The sequence below is a fragment of the Pseudobutyrivibrio sp. ACV-2 genome, assembly GCF_900107545.1.
Taxonomy (GTDB): domain Bacteria; phylum Bacillota; class Clostridia; order Lachnospirales; family Lachnospiraceae; genus Pseudobutyrivibrio.
In genome coordinates this window covers 88,350-112,441 of record NZ_FNQZ01000002.1, presented here as the reverse complement: position 1 = coordinate 112,441, position 24,092 = coordinate 88,350, and the positions used below count along the sequence as shown (strand labels likewise).

Annotated in this window: 17 protein-coding genes and 3 pseudogenes; 17 read left to right on the top strand and 3 right to left on the bottom strand. The window is 34.3% G+C overall.

Going from position 1 to position 24,092, the window contains the following annotated elements; all coding sequences use genetic code 11:
* The first annotated feature begins 70 nt into the window (after positions 1 to 70).
* The 15 genes and pseudogenes from BLV53_RS03225 to BLV53_RS03155 form a co-directional block, all read left to right on the top strand.
* Positions 71 to 1,108, top strand: a complete 1,038-nt coding sequence (locus BLV53_RS03225) for an acyltransferase family protein (RefSeq protein ID WP_170830738.1) — start codon at positions 71 to 73, stop codon at positions 1,106 to 1,108.
* Between the two features lie 773 nt (positions 1,109 to 1,881).
* Entirely contained in the window at positions 1,882 to 3,054 is a 1,173-nt protein-coding gene (locus BLV53_RS03220; protein WP_090297000.1) for a radical SAM protein, read from the top strand.
* A gap of 29 nt (positions 3,055 to 3,083) precedes the next feature.
* A complete protein-coding gene (locus BLV53_RS03215) occupies positions 3,084 to 4,298 on the top strand; it encodes a Coenzyme F420 hydrogenase/dehydrogenase, beta subunit C-terminal domain (RefSeq protein ID WP_090296997.1) in 1,215 nt (404 codons plus the stop codon).
* Between the two features lie 58 nt (positions 4,299 to 4,356).
* Positions 4,357 to 4,803 carry an FAD synthase family protein gene (locus BLV53_RS03210; protein WP_090296995.1) on the top strand — a complete coding sequence of 149 codons (447 nt, stop codon included), beginning with the start codon at positions 4,357 to 4,359 and terminating at the stop codon, positions 4,801 to 4,803.
* Between the two features lie 41 nt (positions 4,804 to 4,844).
* Positions 4,845 to 5,654 (top strand): LicD family protein, encoded by an 810-nt coding sequence (locus BLV53_RS03205; protein ID WP_090296992.1) that lies wholly within the window; start codon positions 4,845 to 4,847, stop codon positions 5,652 to 5,654.
* 21 nt (positions 5,655 to 5,675) lie between these two features.
* On the top strand, positions 5,676 to 6,785 hold the full coding sequence (locus tag BLV53_RS03200) for a glycosyltransferase family 4 protein (protein ID WP_090296989.1): 1,110 nt from the start codon (positions 5,676 to 5,678) through the stop codon (positions 6,783 to 6,785).
* Between the two features lie 15 nt (positions 6,786 to 6,800).
* Complete coding sequence (locus BLV53_RS03195; protein WP_090296987.1) at positions 6,801 to 8,045, top strand: hypothetical protein; 1,245 nt, start codon at positions 6,801 to 6,803, stop codon at positions 8,043 to 8,045.
* Positions 8,046 to 8,054: 9 nt separating this feature from the next.
* On the top strand, positions 8,055 to 8,930 hold the full coding sequence (locus BLV53_RS03190) for a glycosyltransferase family 2 protein (RefSeq protein WP_090296984.1): 876 nt from the start codon (positions 8,055 to 8,057) through the stop codon (positions 8,928 to 8,930).
* A gap of 9 nt (positions 8,931 to 8,939) precedes the next feature.
* Positions 8,940 to 11,318: a polysaccharide pyruvyl transferase family protein gene (locus tag BLV53_RS03185; protein ID WP_090296981.1), complete on the top strand. Its 2,379-nt coding sequence runs from the start codon at positions 8,940 to 8,942 to the stop codon at positions 11,316 to 11,318.
* 51 nt (positions 11,319 to 11,369) lie between these two features.
* The gene (locus BLV53_RS03180; protein WP_090296978.1) at positions 11,370 to 12,587 is read left to right on the top strand and encodes a polysaccharide pyruvyl transferase family protein; all 1,218 of its coding nucleotides are present in this window, start codon (positions 11,370 to 11,372) and stop codon (positions 12,585 to 12,587) included.
* On the top strand, positions 12,559 to 14,118 hold the full coding sequence (locus BLV53_RS03175; protein ID WP_090296976.1) for a lipopolysaccharide biosynthesis protein: 1,560 nt from the start codon (positions 12,559 to 12,561) through the stop codon (positions 14,116 to 14,118). Before BLV53_RS03180 ends, BLV53_RS03175 begins: the two co-directional genes overlap by 29 nt.
* Positions 14,119 to 14,132: 14 nt before the next feature.
* Complete coding sequence (locus BLV53_RS03170; RefSeq protein ID WP_090296973.1) at positions 14,133 to 14,753, top strand: CatB-related O-acetyltransferase; 621 nt, start codon at positions 14,133 to 14,135, stop codon at positions 14,751 to 14,753.
* Positions 14,754 to 14,774: 21 nt separating this feature from the next.
* A complete protein-coding gene (locus BLV53_RS03165; protein ID WP_090296970.1) occupies positions 14,775 to 15,917 on the top strand; it encodes a Coenzyme F420 hydrogenase/dehydrogenase, beta subunit C-terminal domain in 1,143 nt (380 codons plus the stop codon).
* Positions 15,918 to 16,518: 601 nt separating this feature from the next.
* Positions 16,519 to 17,529, top strand: coding sequence for an acyltransferase family protein (locus BLV53_RS03160; RefSeq protein ID WP_090296968.1), 1,011 nt, complete (start codon positions 16,519 to 16,521; stop codon positions 17,527 to 17,529).
* 707 nt (positions 17,530 to 18,236) lie between these two features.
* Positions 18,237 to 18,824, top strand: a pseudogene (locus BLV53_RS03155) (reverse transcriptase domain-containing protein); the annotation flags it as partial.
* A 116-nt stretch (positions 18,825 to 18,940) separates the two neighbouring features.
* Here BLV53_RS03155 and BLV53_RS03150 read toward each other — a convergent pair.
* Genes BLV53_RS03150 through BLV53_RS03140 form a run of 3 tightly spaced genes read right to left on the bottom strand, consistent with a single transcriptional unit; the run spans position 18,941 to position 22,143 of the window.
* Positions 18,941 to 19,951, bottom strand: coding sequence for a tyrosine-type recombinase/integrase (locus tag BLV53_RS03150; protein WP_090296961.1), 1,011 nt, complete (start codon positions 19,949 to 19,951; stop codon positions 18,941 to 18,943).
* The gene (locus BLV53_RS03145) at positions 19,932 to 20,915 is read right to left on the bottom strand and encodes a tyrosine-type recombinase/integrase (RefSeq protein ID WP_090296958.1); all 984 of its coding nucleotides are present in this window, start codon (positions 20,913 to 20,915) and stop codon (positions 19,932 to 19,934) included. The genes BLV53_RS03150 and BLV53_RS03145 overlap by 20 nt, the downstream gene beginning before the upstream one ends.
* Positions 20,908 to 22,143 carry a site-specific integrase gene (locus BLV53_RS03140; RefSeq protein WP_090296956.1) on the bottom strand — a complete coding sequence of 412 codons (1,236 nt, stop codon included), beginning with the start codon at positions 22,141 to 22,143 and terminating at the stop codon, positions 20,908 to 20,910. The genes BLV53_RS03145 and BLV53_RS03140 overlap by 8 nt, the downstream gene beginning before the upstream one ends.
* Before the next feature lie 217 nt (positions 22,144 to 22,360).
* On the opposite strand from BLV53_RS03140, the pseudogene BLV53_RS03135 reads away from it, so the two are divergent.
* Both BLV53_RS03135 and BLV53_RS17795 read left to right on the top strand, forming a co-directional pair.
* Positions 22,361 to 23,062, top strand: a pseudogene (locus tag BLV53_RS03135) (group II intron maturase-specific domain-containing protein); the annotation flags it as partial.
* A gap of 840 nt (positions 23,063 to 23,902) precedes the next feature.
* Positions 23,903 to 24,010, top strand: a pseudogene (locus BLV53_RS17795) (IS200/IS605 family transposase); the annotation flags it as partial.
* Positions 24,011 to 24,092: the final 82 nt, after the last annotated feature.

Genomic DNA, 24,092 nt, shown 5'->3' with positions numbered 1-24,092 from the left:
AATTTACAGTATGCCACATTCTTATCTTGTGTAAATTATTAATGAAGGGATTAATGTTAAGAAAATGGTGATGATACTAGCGCTTATATTTTTACTGGTGGATATTCTATATGGGATTAAGGTTAGTGAAGTAAACAGTAGTTTTTTTGATAAAAATAATACTCAAGCAATGAGGGGGTTCTGGTGCCTTGTAGTTATATTTGCCCACATTCCTGTTAGCTACCAAAACAGAATTCAGGATATGATTTCTAGTTTTGGTTACATAGCAATTACCTTCTTTTTTATGACATCAGCGTATGGTCTGACTTTATCACGTGATAGTCATCCTGAAATGATAGTTTCTTTTTGGCGAAAGCGATTACCTAAATTAATCATTGTTTCAATAGTTGTTGATGTGTTTTTTTATGTAATCAGATTGTTAATGTTTGGAGAGTATAATAGTCCTCTATCCCTATTGTATATTGACAATTGGGTGCGATGGTTGATTGGCTGCTTCCTTGCATTTTGGATTGCCAATAAGCTGTTTAAAGAAGAAAAAAAATGGAAAATATTTGCAAGTATATTAGTAATGATAGGAAGTTTGGTTACATATAATCTATCAAAAGCTGGAATTATGACAAGCACCATATGGCCTACTGAGTGTTACGGGTTCATATGGGGCATAGCTTTAGCAACAATCAAAACTTGTTTTTTTAATGCATTCTCTAAAAACTGGATTTATAAAATGCTTGCTTGTCTGGTTTTATCATTAACGCTTGGTGGTTTGTATCTACAGTATAAATGGATTCCATTTGCAGGTGATTATTTGCTGAAAATACTATTGGGCATTGCAATTACTATGTTTATATTGATTGCAAATACAAGGATTTATTTTGGCAATAAGATAAGTATGTTTTTAGGTGGGATTTCCTTTGAATTATATTTGGTTCATGGATACGTTATTAATATTTTAGATAAATATTATTCATGGGATAATTCAGGAGCGTTTATAGTATGTAGTTTTGTTATTTCAATTACATGTGCATATTTTATTCATCTGATAGATAAAAATTTAATTGGAATGGGAAAAAATATATGCAAGTATAGAATGGAGAGGGGGCACTCATAATGAGTTGCTCCTTTTTGAATAGCAGATAAGGTTTTTTGATGTAAGGCTCCTTTTTTGTGGTAGAGATAGAAGAATTCTTAAAACAGAGTTTCGTTTTTTACACAAACGGACTGAATGTGATTTAATCTGATACGCTAACTTGTAGAAAAGGATTGTTAAATATTAAATATGGATAAAAAAATATATATTCCTCATGCAGAAATACCAGTGGTTGAACATTGCAACCAGAATTGTAGCCTCTGTAATAGTCATGAATAAATTAAATGTATAATTTCATAGGAGTAAATATATATTATAGGTGAGATTAATGTGTAAGAATGTATCAATAGGTGGTTTCCATGGGTGGTTGGAAGAACTAAAATTACCACTAGAGGTTAAAACATTAATTCATAATCTGAGTGCTACATAAAAGCATATATATTTATTAATTGTTTTTGCCAGAATGATTCTGGTTTAATTAGTGTCTGCCATTTTCGATGAAAACATAAGTGGATAAACAGCTTAGGAAATAAAATATAAAGGGTTCAGGGCCAAGATAGTCACTGAATCCTTTTCTTGTTTAGGGGAGTTTTTTATATATCTTTTTTGTGTCATAATTGTGAATTGTTACATAATATGATAAGAAAATACTCACTAAGTTTGTGTTAATCAGTGATTGTCAACACATGCAATGAAAGTGTATAATTCTGCAAGGTGCCTCATTATGGGTAAACTGCAACTTTTAACAAACGCTAAGGTTTAGATAAATTATAGTACCAAAAAAGGAGAGAATAATGGCTGAGAAGAAACTCAACGGAACCGTAATTGTAACTTACAGATGTAACGCACGCTGCTCTATGTGCAACAGATATAAGGCGCCATCAAAGCCTGAGGAAGAAATCTCAATTGAGACAATCAAGAAGCTTCCAAAGATGTATTTCACAAATATTACAGGTGGTGAACCTTTCATTAGAACAGATATCAAGGATATTGTTCGTGAATTATATAAGAAGTCGGATCGTATCGTTATTTCTACAAATGGTTTCTTTACAGATCGTATTGTAGATCTTTGCAAAGAGTTCCCACAGATTGGTATTCGTATTTCAATTGAAGGACTTGAGCAGACAAATAATGAAATCAGAGGACTTGAGAATGGTTTCCAGAGAGGATACCAGACTCTTAAGAAACTTCGTGAAATGGGTATGACAGATGTTGGATTTGGTATGACAGTACAGGACAAAAATGCTCCTGACCTTGTGCCTCTTTACCAACTTTCAAATGAAATGGGCATGGAGTTTGCTACAGCATCACTTCACAACAGCTTCTATTTTGTAGAAGCAAAGAACATTATCAAGGACCGTCCAATGGTTGCTCAGAACTTTGAGAACCTTGTAAACGAGCTTCTTGCTAGCAAGAGCCCAAAGAAGTGGTTTAGAGCATACTTCAACCATGGTCTTATCAATTATATCTATGGACAGAAGAGACTTCTTCCATGTGACATGTCATTTGATACTTTTTTCATTGATCCATATGGTGACGTTATGCCATGTAACGGAACAAAGGATAAAGAGGTTATGGGTAACCTTAACAATCAGTCATGGGATGAGCTCTGGAATTCTCCAGAAGCAGAGGCAGTACGTTCAAAGGTTAGATGCTGTGATAGAGACTGCTGGATGATTGGTTCAGTTTCTCCTGCAATGCACAAATACATTTGGGTACCGCTTTGGTGGGTAATTCGTCACAAGCTTAAGTTCTGGACAAAGAAGAAATATAGCATGTACGAGAACAAGATTGTTCGTGACTTACGCGATGGAAAGGTTACAAAGGAAGATCTTGATAAGTGCAGTACATGCGATATGTGCGCAACAGTAAACAACGGTCTTTCAGCAGCTTCTATGGAGCAGCTTAAGGATAAGACTGGTGAAGAAATTGTAGATGCTGATATTGCAGCACAGATGGGCAAATAATTAGTTGTCAAAAATAAGGAATCGGAAATATGATTGAGACATTTCTTGATAACAAGGATACTTCATCGTGCTCTGGATGTGCCGCGTGTAGTGATGTTTGTATGGCAGGTGCTATAGGGTTTTATTATGGTAGAGATGGGGGGAGATACCCTCAGATTGATACACAGAAATGCATTTCTTGTGGTGCATGTAGGAAGGTTTGTCCTATCGGTAAGAAACCGGATTTGATAGAGCCCAATTATGAAAAGAAAGCTTATGCTTTGATGGTTGAATCACCTGAGTTGCGAGAAAGAAGTGCATCAGGAGGAGCTTTTGAAGCAATAGCTACGGCTCTTCATAGTCAGTATGACGATTTGATGGTTGCTGGAGCAGTATGGGGAGACGATTTGAGAGTCTATCACAGAATTGTTCCATTTGATGAGAGAGAGTCGTTAAAAAAATCTAAATATGTTCAGAGTAATTGCGAGGGAATATACAAAGAGGTAAGGAGAAGACTTAGTGAAGGAGGCCACGTTCTATTTACAGGTACGCCTTGCCAAGTAGCTGCGCTTAGGAACTTTCTAAAAAAAGAATACGATAATCTATTTTTGGTTGATCTGGTATGCCATGGTGTACCAGGAGAGGATATTTTTAGAAAATATATTGAGGAATTAAATAAAAAAAGGGGCAGTCAGGTCATAAAGGTCGATTTAAGGCATAAGGTTAAGGATTTATACGGTGAGATACATTCGAAGAATATCTGCATAGAATTTTCTAATGGTAAGACTATTGTAGAGAGTGGTAAAAGAAATCCATATTTACATGGTTTTACAGCAGGGTTATTTTATAAGGATAGTTGCTATGATTGTAAGTTCGCGAATAAAGATAGGTATGGCGATATTACTGTTGGAGATTATTGGAGAATTCAGGAATTAAATCCTGAATACGTTGATTATTCTGGTGTGTCGTGTGTACTTGTTAACACATCAAAGGGGCGGCAACTGTTTAATAAATTAGAAAAGTGTGAACAGTTTGAAACCAGTGTGGATGCATTGTATAAGCGTAATAGCCAACTGCTTTCCCCAGCAAAGATGAATCCTAAACGTGAATATTTTATTTCAAAATATAAAACGGAATCTTTTGACAAATTAGTTGATTCTTGTGTAAAAAAAGAAAAAATGTATAAGCTTATTTTGTCTGCGCTTTTACCAGGTAAGTTTAAAAGAAATGCAAAACGAGTGCTTCAAAAAGCAAAGGGGAAATAACTATATTAGAACTTAATAATATATGAATTGTTATGTAGATATAGAAGGAGAATAATAAATGAGTGACAAGAAATTTAGGATTGGATATACCACAGGTGTTTTTGACCTATTTCATATTGGCCATTTAAATGTGTTAAAGAATGCTAAAGCTCAGTGCAATTATCTTATTGTAGGTGTGAGTACAGATGAGTTAGTTCAGGAATATAAAAACAAAAAGCCTATCATTCCTTTTGAAGAGAGAGTAAAGATTGTCGAGGCAATCAAGTATGTAGATGAAGTTGTTCCACAGACAAGTATGGATAAATATGCTGCTTGGGAAAAATTAAAATACAATGCACTTTTTCATGGAGATGATTGGAAGAATAGCCCAATGTACAACAAATACATTGAGGAGTTTGATGGGACAGGTGTTGAATTAGTCTTTTTGCCACATACTGATGGGACTTCTTCAACCCTTCTTACAGAGGTGCTTCATTCAATTCGTGATAAGGAAAATGAGAAATAATAATCAGATATAGTTAATCAAATGAGGATATCGTAAAAATTATGGAACAGAATAAATTGGATAAAATTCATAGTATACAATTGGAAATGTTACGCTCTTTTCATGAATACTGTAATTCGCATGGTATTAGATACACAGTTATATGTGGCACTTTACTTGGTACTATACGACATAAAGGATTTATTCCCTGGGATGATGATATTGATGTTGGTCTCCTAAGGGAAGATTATGAGAAATTAATAAAATTTTTACAGGAAGAACCTATAGAAGGATGTTTTATCCAAGATTATTCTACAGATTCTCATTATTATATGCCTTATGCTAAGCTTGTAAAAGAAGGCACAGTATTTGTTGAAGAATATAGAAAAAACTGTAAAGCGAAAAATGGATTATTTATAGACATTTTCCCATTTGATAGTATTCGTGAGCCTGGGTTAAAAAGCACAAAGCTTCGAAGAATGATAGCTAGGCTCCTTACATTTGCTGTTTGGAGTAAAGAAGAATGTCATATGGAAAGAAAAGGAAATAAGAAGCTAATAAATCTCGTGAGCGCAGTTGTTGGTGTATTACCAAAACAGACGCTTATTAATATACAAAATAAGCTTGTTATAAGAAATCATGATGATTGGGAATATCTGGCAAGTATGTTCTCGAGTAATTACGATAGTGACAGATTGTACTTTAAAAAGACAGATTTCGATAATCTTATAGAGTTACCTTTTGAAGACATAGTTGTAAATGCACCTAGTAATTGGGAAGAAAATTTGAAACGACTTTACAAAAACTATATGGCATTACCGCCAGAAGATAAAAGAAATTCTGGACATGATGTATATAAAATATCTATATAATACTTATCTTAAGGAGTATATATGAAAGTTTTAAATCTGCTTACAAGCGGTGAGGCAGGAGGAATAGAGAGTCTTTGCAGAGATATAGGATTGAATAGTGAGTATGATAACGGATTTTGTTTTTTGTTTTCAGAGGGCTCAATTCATGATCAAATGCGTGAACTAGGATTAAAGACATATTCACTAGCTAATATCAAAGGCAAAATAAACATAAAGAGACTAATACAGCTTAGGAAGATTGTGAAAAACTATGATATTGTAACGGTACACCATGGTGATCCATTTCTTAAGTTGTATTGGTTATTAGCCACTTTAGGAACAAAAACGAAAAAAGTTACGGTTGCACATTCGTGCTACGATCGTAAATATTTTTTCACTAAGAGCAAGATGAAGTTTTATTTTGCCCATTTTATGTTTAGAGTAAGTTTAAATGCTTCGGATTTAATAATTTTTGTATCAAATGCAGGTAAAGAATCCTATGAAGAGGAATTTGGACTATCAAACAAAAGAAAATGTGTTGTATATAATGGTATTTCAATGGATAAATTAGAGTGTGGTAAAGAGCACTCTATTCCTACAGATAAACCATATAAAATTACTTATATCGGTAGATTAAATTATGTAAAGGGAATTGACTATTTGGTTAGAGCTGTAGGGCTTATTAAGGATAAGTTTCCAATTTCTGTTTCGTTGGTTGGCGATGGACCAGAAAGAAAAAACTTAGAAGAACTAGTAAATCATCTAGGTCTTGGAGATATAATAAAGTTTGAGGGAAGATATCCAGATGTAATCCCATTTTTGAAAGAAACTAGTATTTTTGTCTATCCATCAGTATGGAAAGAGGTATTTGGTATATCGTTAGTTGAAGCAATGTCATTTGGTATTCCTTGTATAGCAAACAGAGTTGGAGGAATACCTGAAATTCTAAAAGATGGGGAAAATGGATTTTTGACAAACAAAATAAGTGACGAAGCTTTAGCTGAAGCTATATCTTTTACACTTGGCATTTTGAGCGATAAAGAAAAAGTTGAAAACATGTCAGCTAATGCAAAGAAAACTGCAAGTATTTTCTCGATAAAAAATACTTGTACTAGATTAAAAGAAGAATATTCTAAACTGATGTATATATAAAAGTGAGGTTATATTTTGAAATATATCAAAGTTGACACAACAAATATTTTATTTGTATTGTTATTTTTAATTCCTGATAGAATGATTTTTTTGGTTAATGAAAGTCGATTTTCAAGTTTATTTCATATAGAGTATACGGATTTTGTTTTAGATATATATTTATGTGTATTTCTATATGTTATATTACGTTACAGAATTAATATTTTAAAAAATTATTATTTCTCAATCAATGTATTATGTATTATTCCAATAGCAATAGTTGCAGCTATTGTTCCACATGTCTTATTTGGACAGAGTATATGGGACGGATTTTGGGCACAGCGAGAGTTTTTAATGTTGATATGTAGTTATTATCTCTTTAGAGCTCTTATTGTTGAGAAAATAGTTTCTGCTGAATATCTTTGGAATTGTATATATAAATTATCATTTATTGTTACAATTGTTATTATAGTCCAGCATTTTTTAGCTAGGTATGGAATACAAATATTAGACTTAAGATATAGAACAAGATTCGGTGTTCGAATTACTAATAATATCACTTTTTCGACAATATTAATTGTGGGCTCGTTGGTACTATATTTTTCTGCATCAAGCAACAGGGAGAAAATTATAGGGGGCATAGGTTTGGTGATGGCTTATTACCATTGTATTTTCGTGCTTCAAACAAGAATAGTAATGGTTGCATATGGTGCTTTAACTATTTTTATAACGATGTTTTATAGGAATAAAATTGGTAAAAAAGTGTTTTATATGTTTATTATACTTGGTTTAATACTTGTTGTCTTACAGTCTGAGTTAGGTCAATATTTATTAACGTCTGTTATGGATTCATCTACAGATAAGTCAGCTTTAATACGAGAGATAGGAAAGGAATTGTATAAAGTTGAAATAAGTAAGTCTCCTTTGGTTGGAAGAGGTTATCCTCATTATTCTTGTCCTGATGCTTGGAGTGCTGCTGGTCTATACGATAGATTAAATTTAAATGATAATGGTATGTATGCATTTGCGTATATTTATGGCTTTATTGGACTAGGATGGTATATTTGGATAACAATTAAAATGTTCATATGTTCCTATGAAGCGGCTAAAAAGGGTGATTTTAGATTTTTACTATTCACATTATTTTTACAAATAATATGTACAAATATTATTTGGTGGTATTGGAAGTTTTCATTTGGTTCAATTATGACCCTTATGCTTGCAATGATGGAAGAATATCATAAAAACATTCTAAATTCAAAGGTGAGAATAGTTTTATAGGAGAGATTTATGCATAAGAGACGACTGGCCATAGTTGTATTAAATTTTAATAAATATGATGATACGATAAAGTGTGTTAGGCAACTACTGATATCTCAAAAGACAATACATATCGTTGTTGTGGATAATGCATCGACTAATGATTCATATGACATTCTAAAAGCTGAATTTGGTGGTGAAGAGAGTGTAGATGTTATTGTGAATACTCATAATGCTGGATATGCTGCAGGTAATAACTTTGGATTTAGATATGCTATTCATAAATGGCCAGATATAGAGTTCGTTGGAATAATGAATCCAGATACATTAGTTGATGAAGAAGATATTTTTGAGAAACTGATGGATAAAGCTTCAATGTTTGAAGATGTTGCAGTAATAAGCCCAGTACTTTTGACCCATGATAATTATGATATTTATCATTCATATTGGGATATACCAACATATCCAGAGATGATAAAACGTGGATATATAAAATATGGTAAGAGAAGTCAATCTAAACTTGTAGTTCTACCAGAAAAATGCGCATATGTAGATATTGTGCATGGAAGCTTGCTCCTTATAAAGAAAGAAGCATTGCTAAAGATTAATTATCTTGATGAAGGTACATTTTTGTATGGCGAAGAGAATATTTTGGGGATAGAACTTAGGCAAGCAGGTTATCGTGAAATGATTGATTTAGAGCATTTCTTTCATCATAATCATGCTAAAAAAGGAAAAGCAACCTCTTTAAAATCCAAGTTGTATGTTCCAAATCAGGCATTAAAATCACGAGAATATACATGTCGAAAGTACTACGGCAAAAAGGCATATATATTAAAAGTTTTTAAAGTAATTAATAATATTATTCTGACTTTTTCTTATGCGAAAGAAAGAATAAAAAAATAAGGAGCATGTATGAAAATAGCCATTTTAACTTGGGTCGCAGGAACATCAAATTATGGTTCAATTCTTCAAGCTTATGCGCTTCAGGGATATTTGAGTGCATTAGGTTTTGATGTAACTGTATTGGATTATAAACCTGTTATGGATGATTATATTTATCCATCAAAAAAATGTTTATATTATAAGAAAATTACAAATAAAATTGATCGTACTATTCATAGGAATGCTAAAATGAAAGGTATACTGAGGAGGACACAACTAGTTTGTGATGAATTTGTTTCTTATAACATTAATCTCTCAATGCCTTTTACAGGAATTAACGGACTGAAGGGTATTTCAAATGAATATGATGTATATATATGTGGAAGTGATCAAGTATGGAGCATGAATAAACACATTAATCCTGCCTATTACTTGGATTGGATTCCAAACTCAAAAATAAAAATTTCTTATGCTCCAAGTCTTCCGGTTCATAATCTTAACAAAATTAAGATTGATTTTCTTAAAGAAAAGTTGGCGGATTTCACTGGTATTTCTGTACGTGAAGCAGAAACTGCGAAAGTGTTGAATACACTTACGGATAAAACAGTTGAAACTGTGCTAGATCCCACCTTATTGGTAGACAAGAAGCTGTGGGATGATTTAACTGAAAAAGCATTAAAGTCTGAAGACAGGTATATAGTTTGTTATTTTTTAGGAAATAGAGATTTTTATTCTAAAGGTATTGAAGAGGTTAGAAAGGCTACAGGCCTTCCAGTAAAAGTAATACCAACATCAGTTGATAGCATTAAGCTAGGGTATGAGATGGTAGAAAACGTAGGTCCTGCAGAGTTTGTAAATCTTATCAAAAATTCTGAATATGTTCTTACAGATTCGTATCACGCTACAATTTTCTCTGTTATTTTCCACAAAGAGTTTTCATTGTTTAAACGATTTGATGACAAAAAAAATGACACTCAGAATATTCGCATTTATGATTTAGTAAATAAATTAAATTTGGGTGATCGAATAGTCGATGCCAATTCTGAAAGTGTTTATTTTTCCGAAAAATTAGATTATTCAATAGTGGATGATAATTTATTAAAATTTCGTGAATTCTCGAAACAATTTCTTGGTAAGTATTTGCCTATAGTCAACGAGGAAGTAAATGTTACATTAAAATCAGAGGTGAATACAGAGTTTGATACTGTATATGCTGATAAAAGTAAGTGTTCAGGATGTGCTGCGTGTCATGATGGTTGTCCCGTTCATGCTATAGATATGGTTGAAGATGAATATGGGTACAAATATCCATCTATTAATCATGATGCTTGTATAAAATGTGGGAAATGTAAAAGAATTTGTCCACTTGCAAATCCTGTCAAGAATGAATATAAAAAGAAATCGTATATTGCAGCTACAAAGGATTGTTCGAAATCCGAGAAATCATCTTCTGGTGGAGTGTTTCCATTGTTATGTGAAGCTTTTTTAAAAAATGATGGAGTTGTTTATGGAGCTGAAATTAGTAAACATAGCAATGGATTTTTCTATGTTTCACATGTTGGTGTGGATTCTTTAGAAAATGTTGAAAAGCTATATAATTCTAAATACATACAAAGTAATACGGCAGGTATCTATGCTGATGTGAAAGAGAAACTTTTATCAGGAAAAGATGTTTTATTTTCAGGAACTCCTTGTCAGATTAATGGATTAAAAAATTATTTAGGTAAGGATTATACAAATTTATATACAACAGAAGTAATATGTCACGGAGTGCCATCACATAAAATTTTTCATAAATATCAAGAATTGTTAAACTCCACGATTGGTGGAACTATAACTAATATTGTGTTTAGAGATAAGGCTAAAGGTTGGGACAAGAATATAAATATATTTTTTAAGGATAAATGTGGCTTAGTTAAAAATAAAATTATTCCTTTTTATAAATCTTCATATTTTATGATGTTTTTAAAAGGTGATATTTTGCGAGATAGTTGTTTCAGTTGTCCGTTTGCTTCTAGAACACGTGGAGCTGATATAACTCTTGGCGATTATTGGGGCGCTGAATATGAACATCCTAGTTTTGTAAAAGAGAATGGTAATAAAGATATCAGGAAACAGGGTATGTCATGTGTCATAGTTAATAGTGACAAGGGAAGGGCTATGTTAGATAAAATTAAAAATCAGCTAGTTATTGAGGAGTCATCATATGAAAAAATCGCCCTTCATAATAAGCAACTGTTATTCCACTTGCCTGTTTCAAAGAATAGAGATAGATATTTGTCGCAAATTAATGATAAGGACTATGCTATTTTAGATAGGGATGTTTTAGATAGATATGGTAAGATTAGTAAAAAAAGTTATATAAAGAATAATTTAACGCTTAAGATTAAGTTATTGTTAGATTTATAAAAAATTTGCTTAATCATAATTAGATTTGTAAGAAGTGAGAAGAAATAGATTATGAAAAAAACAATGAATGTATTATTGTGTGGATTACTTGTGACAAATGGAAATCTTGGTTGTATAGCATTGACGTATTCTGCAATAAGTGTTTTTCAAATGGTTTCTGAACAATTGGGTATTGTGTTTAATTATAAAGTAGTTGCTAGTAAAATCGATGAACAATCAATAGATTTGTTATGTGATCAACTGGACATATCAAGGAATCTTGTTAAAGGGGAAGTAATAAAGAATGTATATAAGGATAGAAATGATAGACGAAAATTCCTAGATATTGTTAGAAATTGGGCAGATGTTGCTGTAGATGCAACTCAAGGAGACAGTTTTTCCGATATTTATGGTTGGAGACGATTTATCAATTATACCTATGCCAAATTATTGATTGAGAAGAATGGTATACCATTGTTACTTGCACCACAGACATATGGCCCTTATAAACAATTCAGAACTAGGTTCATTGCTAAGAAAGCATGCAAGAATGCTTCCCTACTTATGTCTCGTGATGAGATATCAAAAGATGTACTAAGAAATATGGGGATAACTAATCCAATTACTGTCGTATCAGATATGGCTTTCTTTTTGCCATATAATAAACAGAAAATGAACGACACAGTTAAAAATATAGGTATAAATGTTTCAGGATTACTGTGGAATGGTGGTTATACTCAGAATAATCAATTTGGTCTTTCTGTAAATTATGAGAGTGTGATTAGAACGATTATAGAGGAACTTAAATCTAATCCAGTTAATCGAATATATTTGATAGGACATGTGATTTCTCATAGTGTTGACAGTGTGGAGGATGATTATACGGTATGCTATAAATTAGCTGAAGAATATGGCCTTGAATGTGCACCTAAGTTTAAAACACCAATAGAGGCTAAGTCATTTATTTCTGGACTAGATGTGTTTATTGGTTCTAGAATGCATGCTACTATTGCCTCATACTCAGCTGGAGTAGCAACAATTCCTTTGGCGTATAGTAGAAAGTTTAAAGGATTGTTTAATAATCTAAATTACCCTTATGTTCTAGATTTATGTAGTACCTCTGAGAATGATTTGGTTGATATGATTGATAGATATATTTTTGAGTATAAGGAACTTACAAACTGTATTTTGAAGTCTAAGAACCTGCTAGATGAGAAAAAAGTCATGTTTGTGGATGAAGTAGTTAGATGGGTTAAAGCTAATGAAAAATACAGCAAGGGAGGAAGATAGTCTTATGGCACAGTCACGCTCGAAAAATGCTTCTAGAAATATTTTTTTTGGCTTACTAAATAAGATAGTAACAATTATTTTTCCTTTTATTGTAAGAACTGTAATAATATATACACTTGGCAATGAATATGTAGGCCTTAGTAGTTTATTTACATCGTTACTACATGTGCTTAATCTTTCTGAATTAGGATTTAGGAGTGCTATTGTTTATGCTATGTATAAGCCCATCGCAGAAAAAAATAGTTCTAAAGTTAATTCGCTATTAAATGAATTTAAGGTAGTGTATAGGATTGTTGGCTGTGTGGTGCTTTTCGCTGGTTTTATAATGAGTTTCTTTTTGGATAGGCTCGTAAAAGGCGATTGTCCTCCTGATGTTAATCTCTATATATTATTTTGGATTTATCTATTCAATACAGCAATTAGTTATTTCTTATTTGCATATAAAAGTTCATTGCTAATGGCAAATCAGAGAAGAGACATAATTAGTACTGTAGAGATGGTTCTGTCGATTATTGAATATACTATACAGATTGTTTTGCTTGTCTTATTAAAGAACTATTATGCATATATCATTATTGTTCCTATATATACAATGGCTAATAACATTATTTGCGCTATAGAAGCAAAAAAAATATGTCCTAATTATATTCCAGATGGAAGGTTGTCTAAAGATGAGAGAAAAGACTTGTATTCAAGAACAGGTGCTGTTTTGGGACATAAAATAGGTGCTACTGTTATTAATTCTGCTGATAGTATAGTGATTTCTGCTTTTTTAGGTCTCTCAATTTTAGGTATTTATAGTAATTATTATTACATAATGTCTGCGGTTATCAGTATTTTCACTGTAGTGTATACGTCAGTAGTTCCTAGTATAGGTAATAGTATTGTAACTGAAAGTAAGGAAAAGAATTACGAACTGTTTCTTAAGCTAAATTTTGTATCAGCTTGGTTAGTTGGTTTTTGCGCTTGCTGTTTTATGTGTTTATATCAGCCATTTATGAAGGTATGGGTAGGCGAAAAACGTATGTTGTCCCTAACAGTTGTTGTTTGGATGGTAATATATTTTTATACTTGGCAGATTCGTGCGATGGGATTACATTTCAAAGATGCTGCAGGTATGTGGAAACAAGATTTTTGGAAACCTTACATAGGCGCAGTTATTAATGTTGTTACCAATATAATTTTGGTTCAAAAAATTGGATTGATAGGTGCACTTATATCAACTATCATCATATTTGTTTTTATATATTATCCTTGGGAGACAAAAGTGTTATTCTCTGAATTGTTTAAGTGTTCCTGCAGAAAATATATTACAGATAATTTAATCTATTTGGTCGTAACTTGTTTTGTTACGGCAATTTGCTATTTTTTGTGTAGTATTATTGGTATAGGAAAACCTCTATTTCAATTAATTGTAGATATAGTTATTTGTTGTGTATTGTTTAACGTTATATTTTTCATTATTTTTATGAAATCAAAATACATTGAAGAGGTTAAGCTGATGGCTTTTAAAGCTATAGGGAAAAAATAAAAGAGGTTGAGTCAATGAAAATATTTGATACTTTATTTAGATATTTAAGAAACAAAAAAATACAAAAGGAAGGTGGACAACTCTATTCAGGAACATTACGAGAGTACACAGAAAAAAATTATAGAGTTTCAGTAGGGATGTATACCTATGGAAGCTGTTTTGAGAAGAGATTTAATTTGGGAGGACAAGCTGAAATTGGCAGGTATTGTAGTGTCGCAGCAGATGTTCATTATTTGGCTGCGAATCATCCTATTGATTTCATTACTACTTCAGCCATTTTTTTTAATAAGAGATTTTCTCATTTTGAGGTTAAGGATGTAGAACGACACAAGCTTACAGTAGGAAATGATGTTTGGATTGGCTCTAGAGTTATAATCACATCATCTTGTTCAAAGATTGGTAATGGGGCAATAATTGGAGCGGGAAGTGTAGTTACTCATGATGTTGAACCTTATACCATAGTCGCCGGAAATCCAGCCAAACTTATAAGAAAACGTTTTACCGATGAACAGATACAAGAGATTGAAAATTCAAAGTGGTGGGATTATACTCCGCAGGAATTAATGAAGTATTATCCAGATATGGCTGATATTTCTTCTTTTTGTTATAAAATTCAGCAGATTTCTAAAGAATAATTAAGAGAAGAGGTAGAAGAAATGAAAATATGTGAGAATTCAAAATGCACAGCTTGTGGTGCATGTAGAGATGCTTGTCCTAAAGGATGTATAAGCTTTGTGAAAAATGAATATGGTGCTGAAACTGTTGTGATAGACGAAAAGCTATGCATAAATTGTGGACGATGTAGTCATGTTTGCCAAGTTGTAAATCCTGTAGAAAAGAAGGAACCGATTATATCATATGCTGTTTGCTTAAAAGATTTAAAAAAAAGAAATGCTTCTGCTTCGGGAGGAGCAGCATATGCTCTTTACTCAAAGATTATAGAAGAGGGTGGAGTTGCGTATGGTGCTACTTATTCTGATAAGAATGTAATTACTTTCAAGAAAACAGATAATATTGAAGACATAGCGAAATTTCAAGGTTCCAAATACACATATAGTGATATGGTCGGAACATACAAAGAAATTATAGAGGATCTTAGGCAAGGAAGAACTGTAATATTCATTGGTACATCATGTCAGTGTGCAGGGATAAAGAAATTTGTACCAGAAGTTATGCAGAAAAATCTATATCTTACAGATATTATATGTCATGGTATGCCACCAGCAGCTTATTATAGTGAATACATTGAAGAACTAGATACCAAGTATGGTCATATAGATGAAATATCTTTTAGAGATAATAATAAATTTAGATTTAAGGCTGTTTCAAATGGCAATACTGTTGTAGAGGATAAAGCTATAGATAATTTATTTATGTCAAACTATACTAGAAAAGTCTTCTATCGCGATAACTGCTATTCATGTGATTATGCGTGTGCTGAAAGAATATCAGATATTACTATTGGAGATTATTGGGGGAAAGATAGATTTGAGCCAACTGACAAAGGTATGTCGGTTGTAATTTGTAACACAGAAAAGGGTGTTTTACTCTTTGAAAAGTGTAAGAATGATTTGTTTTTCACACTTAAAAAATATATAGATATAGTAAAGACAAATGAGCAGTTACGTGGACCTTCTGAAAAGCCTTATTACAGAGACATTTTTCTCAATGAATATAAGAAAAATGGTTTTATGTACGCATCTTCAATGACACGAAATAAGATTACTGATGATCTTAAGAAAAGTCGTCATCCTTTTCAGAAAATAAAAAGAAAGATTAAACATCTATTTATCGGGTAATTACTGATGGGTATTGATTGCCACTTACAATTAATTCAGGTTTTTGAAAACTATGAATCTAGGACGTGGTATTACCAAGACAGGGGTCTGGCAAATCAAATCTACGGAATCTGTAATAATCGTAATCACTGTAAGGAGCCTGGTATATGTCCTTTTAGGATTAGTACTTGGTAGACCTAAGAAGTATTCTAAAGTGGATAAAAACAAGAATACATTGACAACACGGATCTAATTGAAGCTGAAAGAGCATTTGCCATAGCTAGGCATAGCTATGGTTTAGGATTCATAACAATAAAGATTGATGAAATAACAAGATATTTGATTGCATAATCAGTATTGATAATGAATGTAGGAAGAATCATAGCTACACCTTTGTATCGTTTGGAATATTGAATATTTCAAGTTACAAAGTACAAAAAGAGGTCAGTGTTAAGGGGGGAACACACAAGAGATGCGTTATTTCAAAATGGTTTTTAGTATTTTGAAATTCTTTAAGATTTGGGAGGAATGATGAAAAAAAGCACATCGAAAAAGAACTGAATATCGGATATTAAAGAGCTTTCAAGAGTGTTTTATAAAAGTTTAGGAAGGAATTATTGATATGAGTAAAAGAATAGAGTGGGTTGATTTTGGAAAATACATATGTATCATGTTTGTGATGCTTTCTCATTTGGAAAGTGGAACAAGAGTACTTAGGACATTTTATTCACCATTTTTTTTAACGGTGTTTTTCTTCCTTGCGGGCTATGTATATAAACAACCATCATCATTTAAAGAGTTCTTTATTAAGAAGACAAAAGGGCTTTTTGTTCCATGGTTAATTTTAAGTAATGTAACAATTGGTATGTCGGCTATCATTACACTAAAAAGTGATCATAATTTATTGCATGATATGTTATGGAATTTATTACAGATTAGATCGGTAGGAGATGTGATGTGGTTTGTGCCGGCATTATATGTAGCGTTTATTCCATTTTATTTTGTTATAAAAATTAACAATAGTGAAAAAGGTATTGCATTAGCGCTGCTTCTTTCGGTTATTAGTAATCTCTATGGCGCATTAATGCCAAAGAATATATTGCCTTGGGGAAATTATACATTGCCTTGGCATTTAGAGTATATTTTTGTTGCTATGTTCTGGATGGTTTTGGGATATTATTATAAAAGTGAATATGAGTGTTCGCTGAAAAAGTTTGATACTTGGCGTGTGCTTATAGTTATTGCCGTAATATATATGATTTTAATATATGGTCCAGCAGCTCAGATTAAGAATAAGGCGTTTACAATAATGTTTTCGTATATAGAGAGTGTGGTAGGTATTCTGATGATTATAATGATAAGTAAAAGATTTAGAATATCTAGGTACATTGCATATGTTGGAGCTAATACTATTATTTTCTTTGCTTTCCATGGAAAAGTTTATGCGGTTGTGGAATATGTTTTGCGAACAAAAGCTTCAGGCTTTTATTCAACATGTTTGAATAATGTGCTATATTCCTCTCTTTTAGCAATTATAATTACTATATTTTTATCTATTGTTCTTATAATACCGGCGTATTGTATCAATAGGTGGTTCCCGTGGGTGGTTGGGAGAACAAGAAAAATACACTAATAGCGAAGGGGCTGAAAAAAAGTTCCCCTAAAAAGGACAGGATTCAGTGACTATCCTCGGATAGCCCCTGAATCCTCGATTATTTTGCTTTGGGATTTTCTTTTGCCCATATAGGCATATTATATACCGGATTTGGGTCACAGCTATAGGTTTTTGGCTCATTTTTTTATAATAATAAAAGGTAAGGAGTGAAATCCGAAGATTTCACTCCTTACCTTGTTTGCGCGCCATGGGCGCGCTCTAACGGGTGAAAGTCCCGAACATGCCCAGATAGTGGGAAGTGTATAGCCGAACAGCAAGGGTGTCCATTGTGAGGTGGAATCTGAAGGAAGCTGTAAGCAAATCTCCGGTCCGACGGACAGAAATCACATATAAGGCTAGGCTACGAGAGATAAGTTGGCAAGGAACAACGAAGTCTAATAACTATCACATTTGTAGTAGCAGAGTAAATGTGGCGGATATATGGAGAGAAAGAGCGTGCACCTTAAGCGTGGAGGTCTCACAGAGGTTTCATTAGCCTAGTAACAACGAACTGTGAGAAGTCAGCCGAACCCATAGTAGTGAAGAAGTTTCTGTAATGGAAATTGAGCGAAGGGGTGAACAATCAATAAGTTTGAGTAGGTCTCGTGTTGCAGAAATGACAACATCTGCCGTAACCAATCGGGTGAAGGGTGGTCAAATCTAGCGAGACGGAAAGGAAAGAACGCATGGACACAAGTAGTCTAATGGAGCAGATACTATCTAGTGATAATCTCAATAGAGCATATCTGCAAGTCGTACGAAACAAAGGTGCAGAGGGAGTGGACGGAATGAAGTACACAGAACTCAAAGAACACCTTGAAAAGAACGGCGATATCATCAAGGAACAGTTGAGGACAAGAAAGTATAAACCTCAGCCAGTACGAAGAGTAGAGATACCAAAGCCTGATGGTGGCATCAGAAACCTAGGAGTACCAACAGTAACAGACAGATTCATACAACAAGCCATAGCACAGGTTTTAACACCAATCTATGAGGAACAATTTAATGACCACAGTTATGGATTCAGACCTAATAGATGTGCACAGCAAGCAATCCTAACAGCGCTCGACATGATGAATGACGGTAATGATTGGATTGTAGACATTGACTTGGAGAAGTTCTTTGACACAGTTAATCACGATAAACTTATGACTATCATAGGTAGAACCATAAAAGATGGAGATGTTATTTCTATCATTAGAAAATATTTAGTCAGTGGAATCATGATCGATGATGAGTACGAGGACTCTATTGTGGGTACACCACAAGGTGGGTTATGCGGATATCTCCATAATCCGCCTTATGTTGAGCTAGTTGTTATGCCGAGTTAAACTTCATACATATGGCATTTACATTAACAAGACATAGTTTACTCGGCATAACCATTTTGCTAAAAAGAGTTCAGGAAACTTAAAAGATTCTGATCTTTCCTCCAGTCGGGAAGGTCAATGTCATCGGTTATTTTAGGTGCCAAAGCATTTATAGCTTCATTTTTCAGGCGATTATCGGCTCTGCTGTATATCATCGTCGTAGAAATATCTTCATGTCCGAGAAAATCGCGGATATATACAATGTTTATATCAGCTGCGAGCATGTGCATTGCCTTGCTGTGGCGGAATTGATGGCAATGGACATGCGCAGGAAATGAGCAGTCTTCGCCATGGATTTTAGAAACATATTTATCAATTATGTACTGTACGCCATCCCTGCTTATGGATTTTCCGATTCTATTGGTTATAAGCGGATGATCTGGCATGGCACCTTTCCTAAGGCGGATTATGTATTCCTTTACAAGCCTTGTGGTTTTATCATCGATGACAACTGTTCGGTATTTATCACCTTTTCCATGAAGCCGCAGTGTTGGATTAATATCGGTATTTATGTCCCTGAGCTTTATGTCACACAATTCCTGAACTCGGCAGCCACTATCATAAAGAAGGGTAAGCACTGTCCTATGGCGAAGACCACTGCTCGTATTGACATCAGGATAATTGATCAGCTTTGACATCTGTTCCACGCTCAGGAAGGATATTTCCCTGCCTTCTGTTTTTTTGGAACGCACAGCCTGCACATCCAGAAGCGTTGCGATATAGTCAATGCACTCTATCTGCGCAAAGGAGGAAAAGGACTTCAGCGCAGCCAACCTCTGGTTTGTCGTTGATACTGAACATCCTCGGTTTCTACACCATTCGAGGAATTCAATAATAAGCGGACGTGAAAAATCTGCCATGGTGAACGTTGACAACTTCATATCCTTATCCTCAGTTAGGAATAGTACAAATAGCTTAAGCGTATCCCTGTAACTTAGGATGGTGTTCTTTGAATATCCCCTCTGAAGAGGCAGATAGTCAGTCAAAAAGGAAGTAACTGCTTTTGAGAAATCAGTAGTAGTCCCTGTCATCAAAAGTCACCTCCTCAATAATAGACGGAAAGCTGCGTTGTAGGCTTTCACGAATAAACGGATATGCGTCTGCGGTAAGTTTGAGATAGTATGCAGTTTCCTCAAATCCCTCATGACCAAGCATGGTTCTCATATATGGAAGATATGCCATCAGATCCTTGCCTTCTTTGCTCCATTTAAGCAGTAGATTAACACAAAAAGTATGGCGAAAATCATGAATACGAGGGCCTCGTCCTGTATGTGGGATGCCTGCTTTGCTAAGATATCTACGAAAGTTTTTATAAACGCATACTAAGGTCATGGGTCTTCCGGGGTACTGCATAAAAAAGTACTCGTCATCTGAAGAATACTTGTGAATACTGCATTTCAGTTCCCTACATTTCTCTGCAAGAGAGTGATGGATTGGTACTATCCGATCTTTCTGATTTTTGCCACCTTTCACAATGATATATTTATCATCGAGGTTTATATCACTTATCTTGGCCAGTCTGAGTTCAGATACACGCATTCCGCTCGTATAAAGTATCCTAAAGAATACAGGCATGACCTGGCCCCGGTACGGGCATTCAGAAGGCACTGACTTACTTTCATCTACAGCTGCAAAGAATCGCTTAAGTTCATCGTCTGTATATATGTGAGCATTGTAATGATGTTTTTTACGTGATGTTCCTGATAATGGAACATAAGCAGCCACACCAATATCATTCAGATACCTTGCAAAAATGCGCATAACACTTATTCTGTTGGACTGATTTGTTAATGTCTCATGACTTCGTTTTCTACACCACCCATCAGATATTTCCCTTGTGATTTCTCGGAAAGTTACATTGTTATCTGCAAAATATGTATCTATACGCTGTAGCATCCCCTGCTCACTAACGTATTTGAACCCAAGTGCTCTTTTTAATGAAATGAATTCCTGTATATCATCAGCAAACACGCTTTTAAAGGTATATTCACTCATGGGCAAAATCCTCAGGAGGCAAGACACATTCAGCAAGCTTTTGTATATCATTTTTTAAATACACAGCGGTTATATCCATGTCTGAATGTCCTAATACAGTAGTGATTACAGGAAGAGGCGTTTCCATTTCCAGCATCATTGATGCTGCGGATTGTCTCAAAGAATGAAACCCGGAGTGCCTGTTTTTGTCCCTGCGTATGCCAGCTTTCTGCATGTGGTATATGATACGCTGCTGTAAATGATCACTGTCAGAAAACGAATTGAATGGAGGCCTATGTTTCAGAAACACGTAATCAGAACCGTTATAATCAGGTCTCCCGTTCTTGATGTAATCAATAACAGCCCAGCCTACCTGATCGGGAAGAGGAAGTTTTAGAGGCTTTTTTGTTTTATGCTGCACAATAGACAGTGTTTTGTTATTCCAGTCAAAGTTGGAAAAACGCAATGTCTTGATATCACTGATTCTTAGACCCATTACACAAGCAATAACCATCATAGCATAGTCCCGTTTCCCGATAGGACTATTACGATCCACAGCTGCCAAAAGCTTTTTTAATTCTTCAGGCTTCCATGCTGATGGAATGTGAGAAGTCTTTGATACAAGCGGAACGTGAATCTTATCAGCAAAGTTGTTTTCTAAAATACCTGACTCATTGAGAAATCGAAGGAAATGCCTTAGTCCGCAAATATCCTGCTCAATGGTTTTGAAGCTGAAACCAGCTAGAGTTTTGATATAGCCGTTGCATAATTCCATGTCCAGATCTTTGATATCAGACACACCTTTTTGAGTAAGGTAATCCATGAATACTAATGAAATGCGCTTATAGTGCTTCTGGGTACTTTGGGAGATCTCAGGAGAGTTTAAAAACTCAACATACCTATCATGAATTCCGGAAAAGTAGTCATTAAGCTTAAGTGGATTCTTTGATGCATAGAAACGCTGAGTAAGAACCTGGTGGAGACGATAATCCTCCAACATATGGACTACTCTTAAGAGTTGCACTCTTTGCTGGGATAACGTGCCATCGTTATATTTGGTTACAAGGTTATAGGTCTTTTCAAGATAAGCCATGCCGCGTTCCATGTCGAATTCTTCGTCTCCGTACTCGGAGAGGATAAAACGGCTGATTTTTGACCATTCACGTTTATAAAACTTAATGGTTGTCGGATTGTAATTGTTTTTCTCAAGTAACGAGAACAATCCATCTGTAATCACTGTCAGAGTCATATCGGGTCCTCCTTTCATCTCTTGGTGATTACAGAATAGCTGATAAATACTGGATTTATAAGTCTGATAATAAAAAAGTATTTGCTGCATACTAAAAGGATAGGGATATTGAATTAATAAAACGCGCGCATTTATTATGCCGAGTAATATGAGACTCAAGTCATACGAACTCTATGCCGCGAGGGACTAACTCTACATAACACAAAACTCTACATAAGGAGGAAATCTCTCGCCATTATTGGCAAATATTATGTTGAATGAACTTGATAAAGAGATGGAAAAGCGAGGGCTTAACTTTGTAAGATACGCAGATGATTGTATCATCATGGTCGGAAGTGAAATGTCTGCTAATAGAGTCATGAGAAATATCTCTCGATTCATTGAGGAGAAACTAGGTCTCAAGGTCAACATGACCAAGAGCAAAGTAGACAGACCAAGTGGATTAAAATATCTTGGATTCGGATTCTACTACGACGCAAGTGCGCATCAATATAAGGCGAAACCACATGCGAAATCAGTAGCGAAGTTTAAGAAGAGAATGAAAGAACTCACTTGCCGTAGTTGGGGCGTCAGCAACAGCTATAAAGTAGAGAAACTCAATCAACTTATCAGAGGTTGGATTAATTACTTCAAAATAGGAAGTATGAAAACACTTTGTAAAGAACTTGATGGAAGCATCAGATTCAGACTTCGTATGTGTATTTGGAAGCATTGGAAAACTCCGCAGAATAGAGCTAAGAATTTGATGAAGCTAGACGTACCAAGATGGGCAGCGTATCAAATTGCCTACTGTGGAGACAGATACGCAAGGCTCGCTCACAATGGATGGGTACAAAAGGCTATAAGTACAAAGAGACTAACCTCATTTGGATTAGTCTCAATGTTAGATTATTACACCGAAAGATGTGTTACTTGTTAAGTTGATTGAACCGCCGTGTACGGAACCGTACGCACGGTGGTGTGAGAGGTCGGGGGATTATTCAAATCTCCCTCCTACTCGATTTAGGGGCGTTTTTTTAACAGCCACGTTTGTGTCTTAATTGTGAAAAGTTACATAAGATAATGGGGAAATATAAACTAACTTTGTATCAATCAGAAATTGTCAACATAAGAGCTAGGGCTGTATAATTTATTTCATCCCTATTATAGGTGACAATAAATAAGGGCTAGCGTGGGAAATATAAGTAAATGGTAAAATATCGCATCTATATCAATTACGTCCTTATTGAGGTAGTAGTTGTGAAAAGTCAGGCCGGACTTTTTACAACATTTTCAAATGGGGACGAACAATGGATACAAGACTTCAAATAAACAAATCAAAGCCCAACAATAGGTTGCAATTATTAAAGATTGAATTGATAGAGGTCTAAAAGTCAAAGAATACAGTGAACAACATAACATCTTAAAAACATAATACTATTATTGGTTGAGGGCAATCTTAGAACACTGCATAGAAACCCGAGCGTCTCAGCTGGTGGAGTTACAGCCTCAGGCTGAACCACAAAAGCTCAATGAATCATGCTTTTCTGATGACTTTAAATGAAAAGTTCTATTAATCCCCCCATCTGAGATGGGGGACCGGCGAAGCAATAGCGTTACCTAGAGTATAAAAAAGAAACATCCAATGTTAGAATGATGTGGGTTCGCAACCATAATCAAATAACAAAGGAGGGGCTGACCAATGGACAATAAAAGTATACAACATTCTAGGTGGAACTGAACATACCATATTGTGTTTATTCCATAATATCGGCGGAAAGTAATGTATGAAAGCAATAAGAATGACATAGTTGAAATAATAAAGAAGTTATGCGAAATGAAATCGGTTGAGCTTATAGAAGGCAAGGTATGTGTGGATCATGTTTAAATGTACGTAGAAATACCGTCCAAAACGGCAGTATCGGAGTTCATGTCTTATCTCAAAGGAAAAAGTTTGCTAATGTTTTTTG